Source organism: Gammaproteobacteria bacterium (genome assembly GCA_016716465.1).
Classification (GTDB): domain Bacteria; phylum Pseudomonadota; class Gammaproteobacteria; order SZUA-140; family SZUA-140; genus JADJWH01.
On sequence record JADJWH010000004.1, the window covers coordinates 410,687 to 427,625 of the forward strand.

The 16,939-nt window shown below is 63.0% G+C and carries 13 protein-coding genes; 1 reads left to right on the plus strand and 12 read right to left on the minus strand.

Features of this window, described 5'->3' with window-relative positions; all coding sequences use genetic code 11:
• Positions 1–371 precede the first annotated feature (371 nt).
• The 11 genes from IPM20_09635 to IPM20_09685 all read right to left on the minus strand — a co-directional run bounded on the left by IPM20_09635 (position 372) and on the right by IPM20_09685 (position 12,826).
• Positions 372–2,408: an AAA family ATPase gene (locus IPM20_09635; GenBank protein MBK9131876.1), complete on the minus strand. Its 2,037-nt coding sequence runs from the start codon at positions 2,406–2,408 to the stop codon at positions 372–374.
• Positions 2,405–2,659: a WGR domain-containing protein gene (locus tag IPM20_09640; protein ID MBK9131877.1), complete on the minus strand. Its 255-nt coding sequence runs from the start codon at positions 2,657–2,659 to the stop codon at positions 2,405–2,407. The genes IPM20_09635 and IPM20_09640 overlap by 4 nt, the downstream gene beginning before the upstream one ends.
• 58 nt (positions 2,660–2,717) lie before the next feature.
• Positions 2,718–3,878 (minus strand): deoxyguanosinetriphosphate triphosphohydrolase, encoded by a 1,161-nt coding sequence (locus tag IPM20_09645; GenBank protein ID MBK9131878.1) that lies wholly within the window; start codon positions 3,876–3,878, stop codon positions 2,718–2,720.
• A gap of 40 nt (positions 3,879–3,918) precedes the next feature.
• On the minus strand, positions 3,919–5,004 hold the full coding sequence (gene aroB, locus IPM20_09650; protein ID MBK9131879.1) for a 3-dehydroquinate synthase: 1,086 nt from the start codon (positions 5,002–5,004) through the stop codon (positions 3,919–3,921).
• Positions 5,001–5,597, minus strand: coding sequence for a shikimate kinase AroK (gene aroK, locus IPM20_09655; protein ID MBK9131880.1), 597 nt, complete (start codon positions 5,595–5,597; stop codon positions 5,001–5,003). Before aroK ends, aroB begins: the two co-directional genes overlap by 4 nt.
• 131 nt (positions 5,598–5,728) lie before the next feature.
• The gene (locus IPM20_09660) at positions 5,729–7,594 is read right to left on the minus strand and encodes an Ig-like domain-containing protein (protein ID MBK9131881.1); all 1,866 of its coding nucleotides are present in this window, start codon (positions 7,592–7,594) and stop codon (positions 5,729–5,731) included.
• Positions 7,595–7,705: 111 nt separating this feature from the next.
• A complete protein-coding gene (locus IPM20_09665; protein ID MBK9131882.1) occupies positions 7,706–9,769 on the minus strand; it encodes a type IV pilus secretin PilQ in 2,064 nt (687 codons plus the stop codon).
• Positions 9,770–9,861: 92 nt separating this feature from the next.
• A complete protein-coding gene (locus IPM20_09670; protein ID MBK9131883.1) occupies positions 9,862–10,419 on the minus strand; it encodes a pilus assembly protein PilP in 558 nt (185 codons plus the stop codon).
• Entirely contained in the window at positions 10,416–11,105 is a 690-nt protein-coding gene (locus tag IPM20_09675) for a type 4a pilus biogenesis protein PilO (GenBank protein MBK9131884.1), read from the minus strand. The genes IPM20_09670 and IPM20_09675 overlap by 4 nt, the downstream gene beginning before the upstream one ends.
• A gap of 3 nt (positions 11,106–11,108) precedes the next feature.
• On the minus strand, positions 11,109–11,759 hold the full coding sequence (locus tag IPM20_09680; protein MBK9131885.1) for a PilN domain-containing protein: 651 nt from the start codon (positions 11,757–11,759) through the stop codon (positions 11,109–11,111).
• Positions 11,756–12,826: a pilus assembly protein PilM gene (locus IPM20_09685; GenBank protein ID MBK9131886.1), complete on the minus strand. Its 1,071-nt coding sequence runs from the start codon at positions 12,824–12,826 to the stop codon at positions 11,756–11,758. Before IPM20_09685 ends, IPM20_09680 begins: the two co-directional genes overlap by 4 nt.
• Before the next feature lie 200 nt (positions 12,827–13,026).
• On the opposite strand from IPM20_09685, the gene IPM20_09690 reads away from it, so the two are divergent.
• The gene (locus tag IPM20_09690; protein ID MBK9131887.1) at positions 13,027–15,483 is read left to right on the plus strand and encodes a penicillin-binding protein 1A; all 2,457 of its coding nucleotides are present in this window, start codon (positions 13,027–13,029) and stop codon (positions 15,481–15,483) included.
• 124 nt (positions 15,484–15,607) lie between these two features.
• On the opposite strand, the gene IPM20_09695 is transcribed toward IPM20_09690, so the two are convergent.
• Entirely contained in the window at positions 15,608–16,873 is a 1,266-nt protein-coding gene (locus IPM20_09695) for a malate dehydrogenase (GenBank protein MBK9131888.1), read from the minus strand.
• Between the last annotated feature and the right edge of the window lie 66 nt (positions 16,874–16,939).

Sequence of the window (16,939 nt, forward strand, 5' to 3'; positions counted from 1 at the left end):
CGTGCTGTCTACTCTCGTTGTGCATGTTTTCCGGATCCGAATCTGTTGTATAACCGCCCCTATCGGGCGACGCGTCTGCCGTGAAGCCGGCCGCAATCGACCGGGCGAAACCGCCACACCCCGAGCACCCAGTCACACCGAGGATCCCGATCCGCGACGGATCGGCCGGCAGATACCGGCGCGCCCGGACCGCGCTGCCCGCCGGCAAGGATTGAGTGTCCCGTTGACCCGCACAGTTCCACGCTCACGAGACACATGAGCAAGACGCAAGGGAGGAAAGTATACTCGCCCGCCCCGGGCCCATCAATAAACCGGCCCCGCGCCGGTTCTCTGTCGCGGGGAATAAGCTACTGATTATCCGGGATGAAGAATCAGGGAGCCGGGGCGGTCACAGCCCGGGGACCGGAGATCGCCGACTGGATGTCGCGCAGGGGGCGCACCCATGGCTTGAGATCGGGCAACCGGGCGCCAAGTTCTGCACTTGCCCGGGCAGCCTCGGCGCGGTCGGCATAAACCCCATAGGTTACGGTCAACCGGCCCTCCCCGTCGCCACGCGGCTGGTACAGGGCCACCCTGTCCTGCAGGGCGTGACGTTTGAGATAGGCCTTTACATTGGCCTCCTTGCCGGTAAAGAGCTGCAGGGTGTAGGCGTCGGGCGGCTGGGCCAACAGCCAGTCCTCGCCCTGCGTCCCGCCGCCGGGCGCGGGCATTCCTTTAATATCCGCGCGGGGCGCCGGGGTCGGGGTCGAGACCGATGCCGGGGCTGGCGCTGCGGCCGAAACCGGCGTCGCGGTGGCGCGGAAGGCGCGGATCCTGTCCTGAACAACCCCTAGGCGCCGCACCCATGGGGATGCTTTAACATCTTGTTCTGAAATCGCTTTTGCGGCATCGGCCGCATCCTGATTCGAGGCGAAGGCCCCGTACACCAGGGACGACCAGACCTGGCCGGATGAGCGGGTCTGGTAAATGGCGGCCGCGTCACCGAGGCCGTGGCGCTCGATATAGGCCAGACACTGCTCTTGACTGGCAACCAGCAACTGGACGGTGTAGGCGGTGGGATCCTGCTCCAGCAGCCAGGCCTCGTCGCGGGGTCCGCCCGGCGTCGACGGCGCGGAGGATTCGGAGGGGCTCCCCGCGTCCGCTCTCGCGACTGGGGGTGGTGATGATGCAACGGTCTCGCGTACGGCCGCCGGTTCCGCGACCGACTCGATCTCGTCCGACGCGGTGGCGCCTGCGACAGGCGGCGGCGTCCCGCCCGTGTCCTCCCCCTCATCCGGCGCCGGCACGGTCTCCGCATCGGAAGGCGCTGAGTCACCGCCCGCGTCCGCCACCGTCGCCGCCTCCGGGCCGTCGGGTTCGATCGCTGCCGGTTCGTTCTCGAGTACCTCGCCAACTGCCGAATCCTGGGACATCAGACTCTCCGGCGTGGTCCCTGCGGTTGGAGAGGCGGCGGTCGGCGGCTCGACTGACTGGGCGGAGGGCCCGGTCGCCCGAAAATCGCGCACCAGCACCGCGAGCCGGTCCTGATACAACAACCCGACCGCGGCGAGCGACACCAGCACGGCCGCGATGCCATATTTGAGATAGACGCCGCGCCCCACGGCTGCCGGGGAAGCCGATTGCGCACGGGTGCCCTTTTCTTCCTGGTTATGCAGTACGACGCGGGCGAACTCGTTGATACGTCCCGGGAAGCCGCGCGAGGCGACATGGATGAAACGGACCACCGACTCGGTGAACGGCCCCGATCCCTTGAGGCCCGCCGCCTGCAGGCGATGGAGGATATACCTGCCGGTATCCTCCTCGCTCAGCGGCGGTATGTCGAAGGTATGGCCGACACGCCCGCGCAACGCCTCCAGACCCGGCGCCACCAGGCGCTTGCTGATCTCCGGTTCGCCGAACAACACCACGCTGAGTAGCCGGTCCGTCGATTGCCAAGGCTCGGTCAAGGTGGCGAGCATCGCGAGCGCGGACTGCGTCAGCCGGTGCGCATCATCGATGATCAGTACGGGAATCAGCGCGTTGTGGCGCAGCGAGTACAGGCTTTCCCGCAGCAGCCGCAGACGCTGCTCGTCGTCGCTGCTGCCGTCCGGCCGCAGTGAAAACTCCTTGTGCAGGATCTCGAGCAGGCGCGCGGCATCGATGTCGGGAGAGGCCCGGAACTGGCACATGCGCCAGTTATCGTTCGCGCCCTGGAGCAGGCGCTGCAGCAGGCTGGTCTTGCCGCTGCCCGGCTCGCCGGTGACCAGCAGCACGTCGCTATAGGGTACGAGATGAAACAGCAGGTTGAGGCGCTTGGCGCGCACCGCCTCGTCGAAATATGCAGCGGCATCATAGCGGTCCCCGAACGGATCGCGTTCCAGACCTCCATCGTCCGCAGCGTCAAAAGGATCGGTCAGATGGACATTCATGTCCGCTGATGTTCACCTTCGATGAACACCACGCGGTAACCGCGCCGGACCTGGTCGTCGCGCACGGTCATCAATGCCGTCTCGGCCTGTTCGCGCGTGGCGTGATGGTCGCGCCTCACCCGTCCCGAGGCCCCCTGATAGCCCCACTCCCTGATCAAAGACCAACCCCCTAGTAAATCCTGCTGCAAGAGAAGGTGATAGTAACGCGGCGGCTTGTCCTCTTCCTGAGGTTTCTGCAGGTATATATGCATGAATGCGCTGTATCGTGCCCTTGGTCGCGGCGGCAGCCGGACGACGCCGCCGGGCCGGCTAGGTCAACCGTGCAGGATCGAACAGCCGCTCATACTCGCCGATCGCGTAACGATCGGTCATGCCAGCGATGTAGTCTGCCACCACCCGCGCCCTGCCCGCAACACCCGCGGCCTGCTCGGAATGAGCGACCTTCCGCTGATATTCGGGCGGAAGCACCTGGATATCCTCCATGAAGGTGCCGAACAGGGCCTTCATGATGCGGTCGGCCTTGCTGCTCATGCGCTTGACCCGATAATGGCGGTAAAGCTCCGCGCGCAGGAACTGCTTCAGCTCGAGATTCCATTCCGCCATCGACGCGCTGAACCCGACCAGGGGAGCGCTCCGGGCACGCACATCCTCGATACTGGCGACACCGGACTCCGCTATGCGCTCCCGGCTGGTTTCCACCAGGTCCCGGACCTGGCGGTTGATCATCCGGCGCACCACCTCGTGCACCCGACGGCGAGTGCCGATGCCGGGATAGGCGGCGGCTACCCGCTCATGCTGCTCACTGAAGAGGCGGATTCCGTCGAGCTGCTCCAGGCTGATGAGGCCGGCGCGCAGACCGTCGTCGACATCGTGATTGTTGTAGGCGATCTCGTCGGCCAGATTAGCGAGCTGCGCCTCCAGACCAGGCTGTTGTTTGTTCAGGAAACGCGCGCCCAGCTCGCCCATCGCCGCCGCGTTCTTGAGCGAACAATGCTTCAGGATACCCTCGCGCGTCTCGTAGGTCAGGTTCAGTCCGTTGAATTCGGCGTAACGCTCCTCCAGTTCATCCACCACGCGCAGTGACTGCAGATTGTGCTCGAAACCGCCATATTCCTTCATGGAGTGATTCAGCGCATCCTGGCCCGCATGCCCGAACGGCGTATGGCCGAGATCGTGGGCCAGCGCGATGGCCTCGACCAGATCCTCGTTGAGCCGCAGGGCGCGGGCGACCGCGCGCCCGATCTGGGCCACCTCGATCGAGTGGGTCAGACGGGTGCGGAACATGTCGCCCTCGTGATTGACGAACACCTGGGTCTTGTATTCGAGACGCCGGAACGCCGAGGAATGCACGATGCGATCGCGGTCGCGCTGGTATTCGGAACGGTACTCGGGCGTGGACTCGGTCTGCCGGCGCCCGCGCGAATTGGCGGCGCGGGCGGCGTAGGGGGCAAGTCCGGTCTGATCGTCCACGCTCACCGCCCCGCCCTCCCGCCTGCGCCCACGGCCCGGCTCATCCCCGCTCCCGCCGCGCCTCGATGCTCTCTCGCAGTCTGGCGGGATCGAACCGCCCGCTCACCACGGCCGTACCGATCGACTCCAGCAGAATCAGGCGCAGCTTCCCAGCCTGCACCTTCTTGTCGACCGCCATCAACTCCAGGTATCGCCCGGAGTCGATCTCGCGCGGCAGCCAGACCGGCAGTCCGGCGCGCGCGATCAGCTCGATGGCACGGCGCGCATCGGCCTCGGCGAGCATTCCCTCGCGCATGGACAAATCAGCGGCCGCGCACATGCCGGCCGCGACCGCCTCGCCGTGCAGCCAGGCACCGTAGCCCATGCCGGTCTCGATCGCATGCCCGAAGGTGTGCCCGAAATTGAGCAACGCGCGCACGCCACCCTCTCGCTCGTCCGCCGCCACCACCGCCGCCTTGTCCCGGCAGGAGCGCTCGACGGCATAGGCCAGCGCCTCTGGCTCGCGGGCCGACAGACGGTCGATGTTCGACTCCAGCCAGACAAAGAACTCGCGGTCGCAGATCAGGCCATATTTGATGACCTCGGCGATGCCGGCGCGCAGCTCGCGGTCGTTCAGGGTATTCAGCACGTCAGTGTCGGCGATGACGCACTGCGGCTGGTGAAATGCCCCGATCATGTTCTTGCCGAGCGGGTGGTTGACCCCGGTCTTGCCGCCTACCGAAGAGTCCACCTGGGCCAGCAGGGTGGTCGGAATCTGGACGAAAGGGACGCCGCGCTGGTAACAGGCGGCGGCGAATCCGGTGATGTCGCCAATCACGCCGCCGCCCAGTGCGATCAGGGTCACGCCGCGGTCGAAACGGGCGCCGAGCAGGGCGTCAAAGACCCGCGTCAGGGTCGCGATATCCTTGTACCCCTCGCCGTCCGGCAACACCAGCGTCTCGCAACGGCAGTCCCCAAGCAAGGACAGCACGCGGTCGAGATAGAGCGGCGCCACGGTCTCGTTCGTCACTACCAGTGCCTGACGCGATCGGATATGACCGGTGAGCAGTTCCGGCCGGGCGAGCAGACCTGATCCGATATAGATCGGATAGCTTCTCTCGCCGAGCTCAACCGTCAGGGTCTTCATCGTGTTTGTGGTTCCGGTCTGCGGGCGCGGGGGCGGCGTGGCGGTCGGGGTTTGCCATCCTCCACGCCCGCCTCGTTGCGCCGGAGCTGGTCTAGGATCTGATTGACCGTGCTCTTTACCCCGCGCTTGTCCGTGTCGACGATTATATCCGCGATCTCGTGATAGAGGGCATCGCGCGCCGCGAGCAACTGCTCGACCCGGGCGCGGGGATTCTCGGTCCGCAAGAGCGGGCGGTTCTGCGATTTGCCTGTCCGGCTCAGGATCTTGTCCACCGAAGCGCGCAGAAACACCACAACGCCCCGCGCCGCCAGATCGGCGCGATTCAGCGGGTCGATCACCGCACCCCCGCCGGTCGCCAGGACGATGCCACGCCGGCGGGTCAGCTCATCGATCACGGCGCGCTCGCGCCGGCGAAATCCCTCTTCGCCCTCGATATCGAATATCCAGGGAATATCTGCACCGGTACGCTCTTCGATGGCGTGATCACTGTCGACGAATTCGAGCTTCAGCGTCTTGGCCAGGTGGCGGCCGACCGTCGTCTTGCCGGAGCCCATGGGGCCGATCAGGAAGATATTATCCTGCGCTTTATTCATGGAGGTTATGGTGGCGGAGAATCGTCGCCAACACAATGGGGCCGTGGATAAGCGTCGGAAACTAAATAAAAAGGGACAGGCATTTCGCCTGTCCCTGCATAGTTTCCCCGGGTAACGTTATCGAGAGCTGCTTACAGTGCGTCCAGACACGAGGCGCTGGTCCCGAACGGGCTGTTAAGCTGCCCACCAGGCGGCGCATCGCTGATATTCATGTCATCAGTGGAAGCGGGTAGCCAAAACACCACACTGTCGCTGGATTCAGTCCCGGCAACCGTGGTACTGGCCGTCAGCCGCACCTGTACCCAGTTGGCGTAGGTTTCGGCATAGATGACACTGAATTCAAACGTGCCGTCGGCCCCGGTCGTGACGTCGGAGGGAACGGCAACCACATTGCCGGGCGTCAGCTGTCCGTTCCCATTGGCGTCCTCACCGGTATCCAGGATCCCGTTCTCGTTCAGGTCCTCGCTGGGGCACGTAGCCGTGGTGTTAATGTCCCACAGCGTGTCATCGGCGGCATCATAATACATCCCCTTGGCATAGCCGGCGGGATTCAGCGCGATATTGATGTGGGCACCCGCTACGGCATTACCACCCGCATCGGTAACCATCACGGTGTATTTCTTGTCATACTGGGTCACACCCACTCCCTCGATGTTGTTACCGGTGCCGAGACGGACGAACAGAGCACTCTGGGAAACGGTCAGAGGCACGGTGGTATTGATCGAGGTATTTTCATCTACGGTCGCACGAATGACTACACCGTTCTGGGCCGTGGTCGCGGCCGAGGAGACATAGGTGGTGGAAGCCCGACCCAGGGTATCTGTGGTTGCAGTCGCCGTGGACAGTGTACCGCCACTGTTGTCCTGGATAATGGAGAAGCGGATCACCTTGCCCTTGACCAGGTTGTTGCTGGCATCGCGCACGACCGCCGTGATGGTCGATTGCTGCTGGGTGGTCTGAGAACCGTCATTGGGCCCGATCGATGAGGGGCTCGCCTGCAGCGCGATGCTCGCCGGCGTCGTGGCCACGAAATTGACCGCGCGACTGGTGGTCGGGCCACCCGACACGAAAGCGGTCAGGGTCGACGGCCCCGCATTGGTCGACGATATGTACAGAGTGGCCACACCGCTGCCATTGGTATTGGCGGACGTGGCCGCAACCGTACAGCCAGCGTCAGAATAGAGCGTGCCGCGCGTCGCGGAAAAACTCACTGCACTGCCACTGACCGGACTGCCGTTCTGCTGCCAGCTGACCTGGATCGACTGGCAGGCGCCAAGATTGATATCGGCATTCGCGGCCGGCGTCACCATCTGGAATTGATCGCCAGAGATAGTCAGGCTGTGAGTGGCTGATGCCCCCTGGGAAGAGGCCGTGATCGTATCAGTGCCCGAATTTATGGCGGTTACATTGACTGTCGCCTGGCCACTCGAATTGGTGGTCAGGGTTGCCGCGCTCAAGGTGTTACTGCGACTCGAACTCACGGTCATGGCCTTCCCGGAGATCGGGTCGCCATCGGAATCGGTCAGGGTAATGATCAGGCTGGTGGTGTCCCCCAGTGTCGCCGAGTTTTCACCGCTGATCGCGAGACTGGTGCCGGTCACATTAACCGCGACATCTTCGTCGAGATTTCCGGCAGTGGCGGTAACCGTGATGGTCCGGTTGGTGAAATCGCCGCCCGGATCCAGTGTGGCGATGGCCTGACCCGAGTCGTCTGTGATGGACTGTGACACGGCCAGCGAACCGCTGTCGGCGGTGAACACGACCGTCACACCGGACAACAAATTGTTCAGGCCGTCCTTGACGATGGCGGTAATCGTCACCGCGTCGCTGCCGCTCGAACCCAGCTGCGGCGAACTGGCCAGCAGGGTGATGCTCTCGGCGGACGTATCCGTATCGGTGCCGGTCCCGGTGGTGTCGAAGAATGCGTTGTCGTCGTTGCATCCCGCCAGAACCAGCATCATCAGCACGATGATTGCCTTGCCCACACTGTTCCACATTGTTGCGATTCCCGTAGAAGTGGCGGCCGCCGCACCGGCGCGCTGACCGCTGTTAACCCGCTTTTTCCATCCCCGTAGAGATCCCGTGTATCTCATATATCGCCTTAGCTATCAGCGTACCGCGAGGCTGTCCTTCAGGATCTTCGGGGTAACGAAGATCAGCAGCTCGCTGTTGTCGTTGACATGGCGTGATTGCCGGAACAGCACGCCCACCAGGGGCAGGTCGCCGAAAAAGGGTACCTTGTCCATCTCGTCGGTGCGGGTCTGCTCATAGATGCCGCCCAGCACGACAGTCTCACCGTTATCCACCAGAACTTGGGTCTCGACCGAGCGCGTGTCCACGCTGGGCACATTCTGGAATACCTGCCCCACGCTGTCCTTGGAGACCGTCAGGTCCATGATGATGCGGTCGTCCGGGGTGATATGCGGCTTGACCTTCAGGCCGAGTACCGCTTTCTTGAATTCCACCGTGGTCGCACCGCTGGAGGACGCTGTGGTGTAGGGAATCTCGGTGCCCTGTTCAATGCTCGCCTCGTTCTGGTTCGAGGTGATGACACGCGGGCTGGAGATCACTTCGCCGCGGCCTTCCGCCTGCATGGCGGAGAGTTCGAGATCCACCAGATAGTTTGAGTTCAGCACCGCCAACGCGATCTGGCCGGTCGGGTTATTGACGGGCAGATTCACATTGAGGCGGTCGTTCAGTGTCGGCGTGGTCACGGGGAGGGGGGCGCTGCCCACCATCGTATCGGTCCCGCTCAGCGTTCCGGAGGTGCCAATCAGGCCATTGCCGTCGTGCTGACGGGCCCCGGAAAAACCGACGCGCACACCGAGGTCGCGGCTGAAGTCATCGTTGGCGATGACGATGCGCGACTCGATCAACACCTGGCGCACCGGGATATCGAGCTTGCTTACCAGCTTTCGGATGTCCACCAGTTTGTCGGCGGTATCCCGGATCAGCAGCGAGTTGGTGCGGTCATCGACCGTCACATTGCCACGCTCGGAGAGCATGGAGTTCTCCTTAGCCTTGAGCAGCACGGCAATCTCGGAGGCTTTCGCATAATTGATCTGGATCAGATCGGAATACAGGGGTGCCAGTTCAGCGACCTGCTTCTGCGACTCGAATTCCTGTTTCTCGCGCGCGGCGATCTCCTCTGCCGGGGCCACCAGGATCACATTACCCATCTGGCGCATGGCGAGACCCTTGCTCTTCAGCACGATATCAAGGGCCTGGTCCCAGGGCACATTCTGCAGGCGCAGAGTCACGTTGCCCTTGACCGCGTCGCTGGTGACCATGTTCATGCCCGTGAAGTCGGCGATGATCTGCAGCACCGCGCGAATCTCGATGTCCTGGAAGTTCAGCGAAAGATGCTCGCCCGTAAATTCCTTCTTCTCGGCGGCTTTCTGTTCGGCCTCCGTCACCGGCTTCACCTCCAGCGTGAATTGCTTGTCGGCCTGATATGCCAGGTGCTCGAACTTGCCGTGACCTTCGATCACCATGCGGGTGTTGTCACCGGAGGTGAAACTGTCGACGCGAACCACAGGGGTCGCGAAATCGACCACATCCATGCGGCGCTCCAGTTCTTTCGGGAGACGGGTACCCAGGAAATCCACCACAATCTTGCCGGCCGACTCATCGACATTAACCGGAATCGAGGCATCCGACAGGGTGATGACCAGGCGGCCCTCTCCCTGCTTGCCGCGATTGAAGTCCACCTTGGTGATCGCCCGGTCCTTCCCCTGCGCCGGCTTTGCGCCCGCCATTGCGACGCTCTCGGCACCGGTCGAATTCAGGGTGATGTAAACCGCCCCGTCTTCCGCGCGGGTGTCATACTGAACGAGCCTGTCGAGGTTCAGCACCACGCGGGTCCGACCCCGCGACTCCACCGCATTGATGCTGCGCACGATCCCAACACCGATGTCCTTCTGCTTGGCCACGCCACTCGAGGTATCCTGAAGGTCGAAGGCGATACGGGCGGGGTTGTCGATGGTGAAGCTGAGCAACTCGGGCGGCGGCATGGCGCCTGACAGAGACAGCTTGATCTGTACGCGGTTCCCAGACAGCGCCGAGAAATCGACGGCCTCCAGCCGATGGGTTGGTGTACTTTCGGCTATCGCCAGAGGCGACAGGATGAAGCTCAACACCAGGGTCGCCACGACCGCGGGCAGTCTCGTCATTCGAAGTGCAAATCTAGGCATCATCGCTCTTATCCATTCCCGTTCAGAAACCAAACCCCTGGTAACCATAACCGCGACCCTCCCTTGCGGACTCATTCCGTACTTATACCCAGGGAAGCCTCTCGCTCCTCCCAACCCCCCAGACCGTCCGGCACGACCTCCGTCAACATGATGTCCTTCTCCTGGATCCGGGTAACCTTGCCGTAATTCTGTCCGAGGTGATTGCCTTCCTTCACCTTATAAACGATTCCATCCGGAGCCTTCACGAGCCCCCATTTCCCGTCCCGATAATCAAACGTCCCCATCATGCGCAGGGTGTCCAGCGGAAAGTTTTCCAGGATCTCCTTGCGCCGGCTGACATCAGGGCGGACACTCTGCATGGCGCCGCTGTCCTGCGCCGCGAGCTTGGCATCCGATTTCCAGCTCGCGAAGGGGTCCTTCATCTTTCCGCTGCTGTAAGCGAAGGTTTCCACCGGTTTGAACTCCGGCAGGGGCGCCACCCGCCCCTTCTTGGTCTTCGCGTTGTCGACAAAGTCCCTCAGATCCGACATACCGCTATCACTGCATCCCACCAGTGCGCAGGAGAGCAGCGCGACGGCCATTCCGGTCATCAGGCGACGCAGGGCCTCACGCTTGGCCGGGTATCTCATGACGCTCCGCCCTCCTCGCCCAATAATTCCTGCTCATCCAGGTAGCGAAAGGTCTTGGCCGTGACCTCCATGATCAACATGTCCTGGCCGGCGTCCGAAGCCTTCTTGTCCTGGGCGTTCTTGCCGCCCTTGGTCTTGGCGGAACCGGATTTCTGGCCCATCGGTCCAATGGAAAAGTCCTGCAGCGTGACGATCCGGGGCAGCGCGGCAATGTCGCTGACAAACTGCCCGAACTCATGATAGGTACCGGCCACCTTGATGGTTATCGGCAATTCGGCGTAAAAATCCGCCGGCCGCTCACCCTCCGGCTTGAACAACTCGAACTCAAGCCCGGTCTGCAGGCCGGTCTGGGAGATATCGACCAGCAACTCGGCCACCTCGGTCTTGCTGGGCAACTGGCGCAGCATGGCGCCGAACGAGCGCCTCATCTCTTCCATCTGGGCCTTGTAGGCATCAAGATTCGCTGCCTTTTCCTGCTTGCCCATGAAATCTGTCTTGAGCGACTTCTCCTTTTGCCGGATCGACTCCAGGGTGTCGAGCTGGCGGCGGGTATCCAGCCACAGACCGGCCCCGAGGACCACGATGCAGATGAGCACCACGGCGACCACCTTCGCAGACATTGGCCATCGGCTCACATCATTGAAATCGATGTTGCGCAGCTGGGCGAGATCAAGTTTCAGATTCATAATTTACTTCTTGGGCTTGGACTTCTTGGCGTTGGTCTTCGCGCCGGACTTGGACTTTTTCACGTTGTCCTTGTCCGCCGCCTTGGCCGTCTGTTCGAGCTCGGCCTCGGTTTCGGAAACCTCCTGACTGACCGCGAGCTTGAAGTGGCTGGTCCGGGACAGATCCTTGCTGTTTGCCTCGATTACTTCGAGCCGAGGCCCGGTGAACCAGTCCGATGCATCGAGATTGCGCATGAACGCTGACACCCGTGCATTCGACTGCGCGACCCCCTCGATCACCAGCAACTTGCCCTGCTGGGAAACATTGGTCAGATACATTCCACTCGGCACTGCCTTGACCAGTTCATCGAACAGATGAACGATGGCGGGCCGGCGCGTCTGTAGCTGCTGAATGATGTTCATGCGCGCCAGCAGCTGCTCCTTTTTGGCTTCGATGGTCTTGATCTCGACAATTTTCGCCTCGACCTTACCGATCTCCTCCTCAAGGAACTTATTGCGCATGGACTGTGTCTCGATCATTCCCCCGATATGGATATGAATGTAGAACACGATCAGGCCCATCAGCACGGCGGCGCCGCCGGCGACGGAGAAAAATTGCCGCTGTTGTTCTTTGCGCCGTGTTTCGCGCCACGGCAGCAGGTTGATGTTGGTCATCGCTCGGAAAACCTCCTCATAGCCAGTCCGCACGCGATCATCAGCGAGGATGCATCAGAGCGGATCGCCTCGGGGTTGACGCGGGAGGTCAGCGACATGTCGGCGAAGGGATTCGCCACCGACGCGGTAATCCCGATCTTGTCCTCGATCAGCGCGTCCACGCCAGGGATCGCCGCGCATCCGCCGGCCAACACGATATGGTCGACCGAGTTATGCTGGCTGGACGAAAAGAAAAACTGCAGCGACCGGCTCACCTGCTGCGCCATGGCTTCCTTGAACGGCTGCAATACTTCAGGTTCATAGTTGTCGGGCAGCCCACCCTGCTTCTTGGCGAGGCCGGCCTCCTCATACGACAGCCCGTAACGACGCATGATCTCGTCGGTCAGCTGCTTGCCTCCGAATACCTGTTCCCGGGTATAGATGACCTTGAAGTCGTGCGACACGCTCAGCGTCGTCATGGTCGCGCCGACGTCGATGACGGCGATGGTCTTCCCAACGCCATTGTCGGGCAGCTGGCTGGCGAGGAGAGAATATGCCGCCTCCATGGCAAAGGCCTCGACGTCCACGATGCGGGCGTTGAGGCCCCCAAGCTCCAGGGCGGCTACGCGCACGTCGACGTTCTCGCTGCGGGAAGCCGCGAGCAGGACGTCCACCATGCCTTCCTGTTTCTCGGACGGGCCCATCACCTCGAAATCGAGGTTCACCTCCTCGCGGGGATAGGGGATGTACTGGTCCGCCTCCAGCTGGATCTGGTCGGCGAGCTCGTCGTCGGACAGATTGGCCGGCATGTTGATCACCTTGGTGATCACCGCCGAACCGGCAACGGCCACGGCGGCGTTCTTGGTGCGCGTGCCGGCACGGCTCACCGCCCGCTTGATCGCGGCGCCCACGGCATCCACATCGGAGATGTTCTTCTCCTCGACGGCGTTCTGGGGCAACGGCACCACCGCGTAGCTTTCCACCCGGTAGCGGTTGCCACTCTGTCCCAGCTCGAGAAGTTTTACCGAGGTGGAACTGATGTCGAGCCCGATGAGGGGCGACGCCGCCCTATTGAACAGCTGAAACATGGTGGCTTCCCTCGACCCGTCCTCGGGTATGCAAATCCCTGTTCATTGGTTTCATCCAACGTGCAACTATAGGTTTTAAGGTAACAATTGACAACGAGCACCTGTCTTACAACGCATGTTATCGTCCGGCGCGGTAAAAAGTTTTATACTCTAGCCCTTATTTTTGTTAACTGGTCGCCATTCCCGTTTCCGACACCGCTATGACTCTCCCGCGCAAGCTACTCCTCGCCGGCCTGCTCGGCCTAGGCGGCACGGCCCTGGTCGGCGCCGTCGGGCTGGGGATCAGCTATCTGGCCATTGCGCCCGATCTGCCTCCCATCAGCGCCCTGAAAGACATCCGCCTGCAAGTGCCAATGCGGGTCTATACCCGCGACGGCCGCCTGATCGCAGAATTCGGCGAGCAGAAACGCACGCCGATCCGTTTCGAGGAAACGCCCGACCTCATGGTCAAGGCGATCCTCGCGGCCGAGGATGACCGCTTCTTCGAACACCCCGGGGTGGACTATCAGGGGATCCTGCGCGCGGCGCTGAACCTGGCGCGTACGGGGGAAAAATCCCAGGGCGGCAGCACGATCACCATGCAGGTGGCGCGCAATTTCTTCCTCACCAGCGAGAAAACCTATCTGCGCAAGCTCAGCGAGATCTTTCTGGCGCTGAAGATAGAGAAGGAACTCCCCAAGGAGGAGATTCTCGAGCTCTACCTCAACAAGATCTATCTGGGCAATCGCGCCTACGGGGTGGCGGCAGCCGCATACACCTATTACGGCGTCGGCGTCGCGGACCTGAGCCTCGCCCAGATCGCCATGATCGCCGGCCTGCCCAAGGCGCCCTCGCGCTACAATCCGCTGGCGGATCCGGAACACGCCGTGGTCCGCCGCAACTATGTGCTCAAGCGCATGCGCGAACTGGGCTACATCGACGAGGCAGGCTTCCGGCAGGCCATGCAGAGCCCCGACGATGCGAAGCTCCACAGCGCGTCGATGGAAGTCGAGGCGAACTATCTGGCCGAGATGGTGCGTGCCGCCATGATCGAGCGTTATGGCGAGCAGGCGGCCTATACCGCGGGACTGAAGATTTACACCACGCTGGACTCGCGCCTGCAGCTGGCCTCCACCACCGCGCTGCGTTCGGCGCTGCACGCCTATGACCGTCGTCATGGCTTTCGCGGCATCGAGGGACACCTGGATGCCGGCCGCCTGGCGGAGGATGGCGACTGGTCCGAGGAACTGCGCCGTCACAGCGAAGTCGGCGGCATGAAGGCGGCCCTCGTCGCGCGGGTCAAGGACCAGGAGATCACTGTGAAACTCGCCGACGGTGGCACGATCGAGATTCCCTGGGACGGCTTGTCGTGGGCACAACCATACATCAGCGAGAACCGGCGTGGCGCGATCCCGCGTTCGGCCGCGGATGTGGTCCGCAGCGGAGACATCGTGCGCATCGTCGCCACCGCCGACGGCTGGCAACTGGCGCAATTACCGGCCGTGCAGGGCGCGATGATCGCCCTCGACCCGTCAGACGGCGGCATCACCGCCCTCGTCGGCGGATTCGACTTTCAGCGCAGCAAATTCAACCGCGTCACCCAGGCACTACGTCAGCCGGGCTCCAGCTTCAAACCGTTCCTCTACTCCGCGGCGCTGGAAAAGGGCTTCACCCCCGCGACGCTGATCAACGATGCGCCGGTGGTCTTCGACGATCCCGGGCTGGAAAGCGCATGGCGGCCGGAAAACTACACCGGAGAATTCTTCGGCCCCACGCGACTGCGGGTCGCCCTGGTGAATTCACGCAATCTTGTCTCCATCCGGCTCCTGCGCTCGATCGGCATCGACTACTGCATCGATTATCTGACACGGTTTGGCTTCAATCCCGGCGATATGCCGCGCAATCTCTCGCTTGCGCTCGGCAGCGCCTCGGTCACGCCGCTGCAGCTCGCCGCCGGCTATGCGGTCTTCGCTAACGGGGGCTACCGCGTGGTGCCATATTTCATCGATCGCATCGTCGGCGCGAACGATGAGGTGCTGTTCCAGGCCATGCCCGACAAGGCCTGTCCCGCATGCGAGGAAGCCACGCAGAACAGCGACACCAGCGGCGAAACCGGGACCGCTTCCCTCGTCCCGGACGCCCCACCTGCCGCCGCGGAGTTCAATCCCGCGCGGCGGACCCTGTCGGCGCAGAACACCTACCTGATGACATCGATGATGCGCGATGTCATCCAGGCAGGTACCGCCGTGCGCGCGAAGCAGCTCGGCCGTGGCGACATCGCGGGCAAAACGGGCACGACGAACGACCAGCGCGACGCCTGGTTCGCCGGCTTCACCAGCGGGATCGTCGCCATCAGCTGGGTCGGTTTCGATAAACCGCAGGCGCTCGGCAACGGCGAGACCGGCGGCCGCGCCGCGCTTCCGATGTGGATCTCCTTCATGCGCGACGCCCTGCGCGGCGTACCGGAGCACCCGCTGGACCGCCCGCCGGGTCTGGTGACGGTGCGCATCGATCCGGCCACCGGGCTGCTCGCCAAGAGCGGTCAGCCGAACGGGATCTTCGAGACATTCTTCACCGACAACGCCCCCCGGCAGTATGCCGGTTCGATCCCGCCCACCGCCGCCGGCGGCGACGATACGGGAGCCACGCAGCCACTGGTGCCGGAACAACTGTTCTGACCGCTGCCAGCATGCGGCACGCGCTTACCCGCTTCGGCAATGAATGGGTGGCGGTGACCTTTTCGCGGAATTTCACCGAGGCAGGACCGGAGCCGACGGAGGTTCGACCGGGGCGGTGACTCGTCTAGGTGGGCGCTTTACGGGCGAGGCGCGGATAGGATTCGGGATATCCCCGCCGCGCGACACCGGAGGAGATGGCGGCCTGGGCCACCGCGGGCGGAACGCGATCGATGAGACGCGGATCCAGCGGCTTGGGGATGATGTAGCCGGGACCGAAGGAGAGTGACTCCAGCCGATAGGCCGCAAGGACCTCCCGGGGTACCGGCTCGTGCGCGAGCTCGGCCAGGGCGTGGACGGCAGCAATGAGCATCTCGCGGCTGATCGCCGTCGCACGCACGTCGAGCGCGCCGCGGAAAATAAAGGGAAAACCCAGCACGTTGTTGACCTGATTGGGATAGTCCGAGCGACCCGTCGCCATGATAAGGTCGCTGCGCACAGCGAGCGCCGTCGCGGGATCGATCTCGGGATCCGGGTTGGACAGGGCAAAGATCACCGGGCGAGCCGCCATGCTGGCGACCTGCTCCGGATTGACCAGGCGCGGACCCGACAGCCCGATGAACACATCGGCGTCGCGCATGGCATCGGACAGCGTGCGCTCGTCGGTATCCAGAGCGAATTCACGCTTGTATTCATTGAGGTCACCGCGCCCGCTGTGGATTACCCCGGCACGGTCGATCAAACGGATGCTCTCCTTGGGCACACCCAGTGCCGTCAGCAGGCGCATCGAGGCGATGGCGGCCGCGCCGGCGCCGAGACAGACGATCTTCGCCTGCTGCAGGGACTTGCCCTGGAGCTCGAGTGCGTTGATCAGGCCGGCCGCGGTGATGACGGCCGTGCCGTGCTGGTCATCATGAAACACCGGGATATCGAGCCGTTCGCGCAGCGCCTGCTCTATGACGAAGCACTTGGGCGCGGTGATGTCCTCGAGATTGATGCCGCCGAAGGTGGGCGCGATGCGCGCCACCGTATCGATGAAATCCTCGGGCCGTTCGGCGTCGACCTCGATGTCGAATACATCGATGTCGGCGAACTTCTTGAACAGCACCGCCTTGCCCTCCATCACGGGCTTGCCCGCCAGCGCGCCGACGTTGCCGAGCCCCAGCACGGCGCTGCCGTCGGTGATCACCGCGACCAGATTGCCCTTGGCGGTGTAACGATAGGCCTCCTCGGGGTCGCGCGCGATGGCGCGCACCGGCTCCGCCACGCCCGGGGTATAGGCCAGCCCGAGTTCATACTGGGTGGAACAGGGCTTGGTAATCGCGATGGCGATCTTGCCGGGCGCGGGATCGGAGTGATAGGCGAGCGCGGCCTGCTTGCGGTCTTCGTTCATGGGTATGCGGTCGGAATTCGGTGCTGGAACCGACAATTATCCGTGATCCGCCCCCCCGCTGCAAAT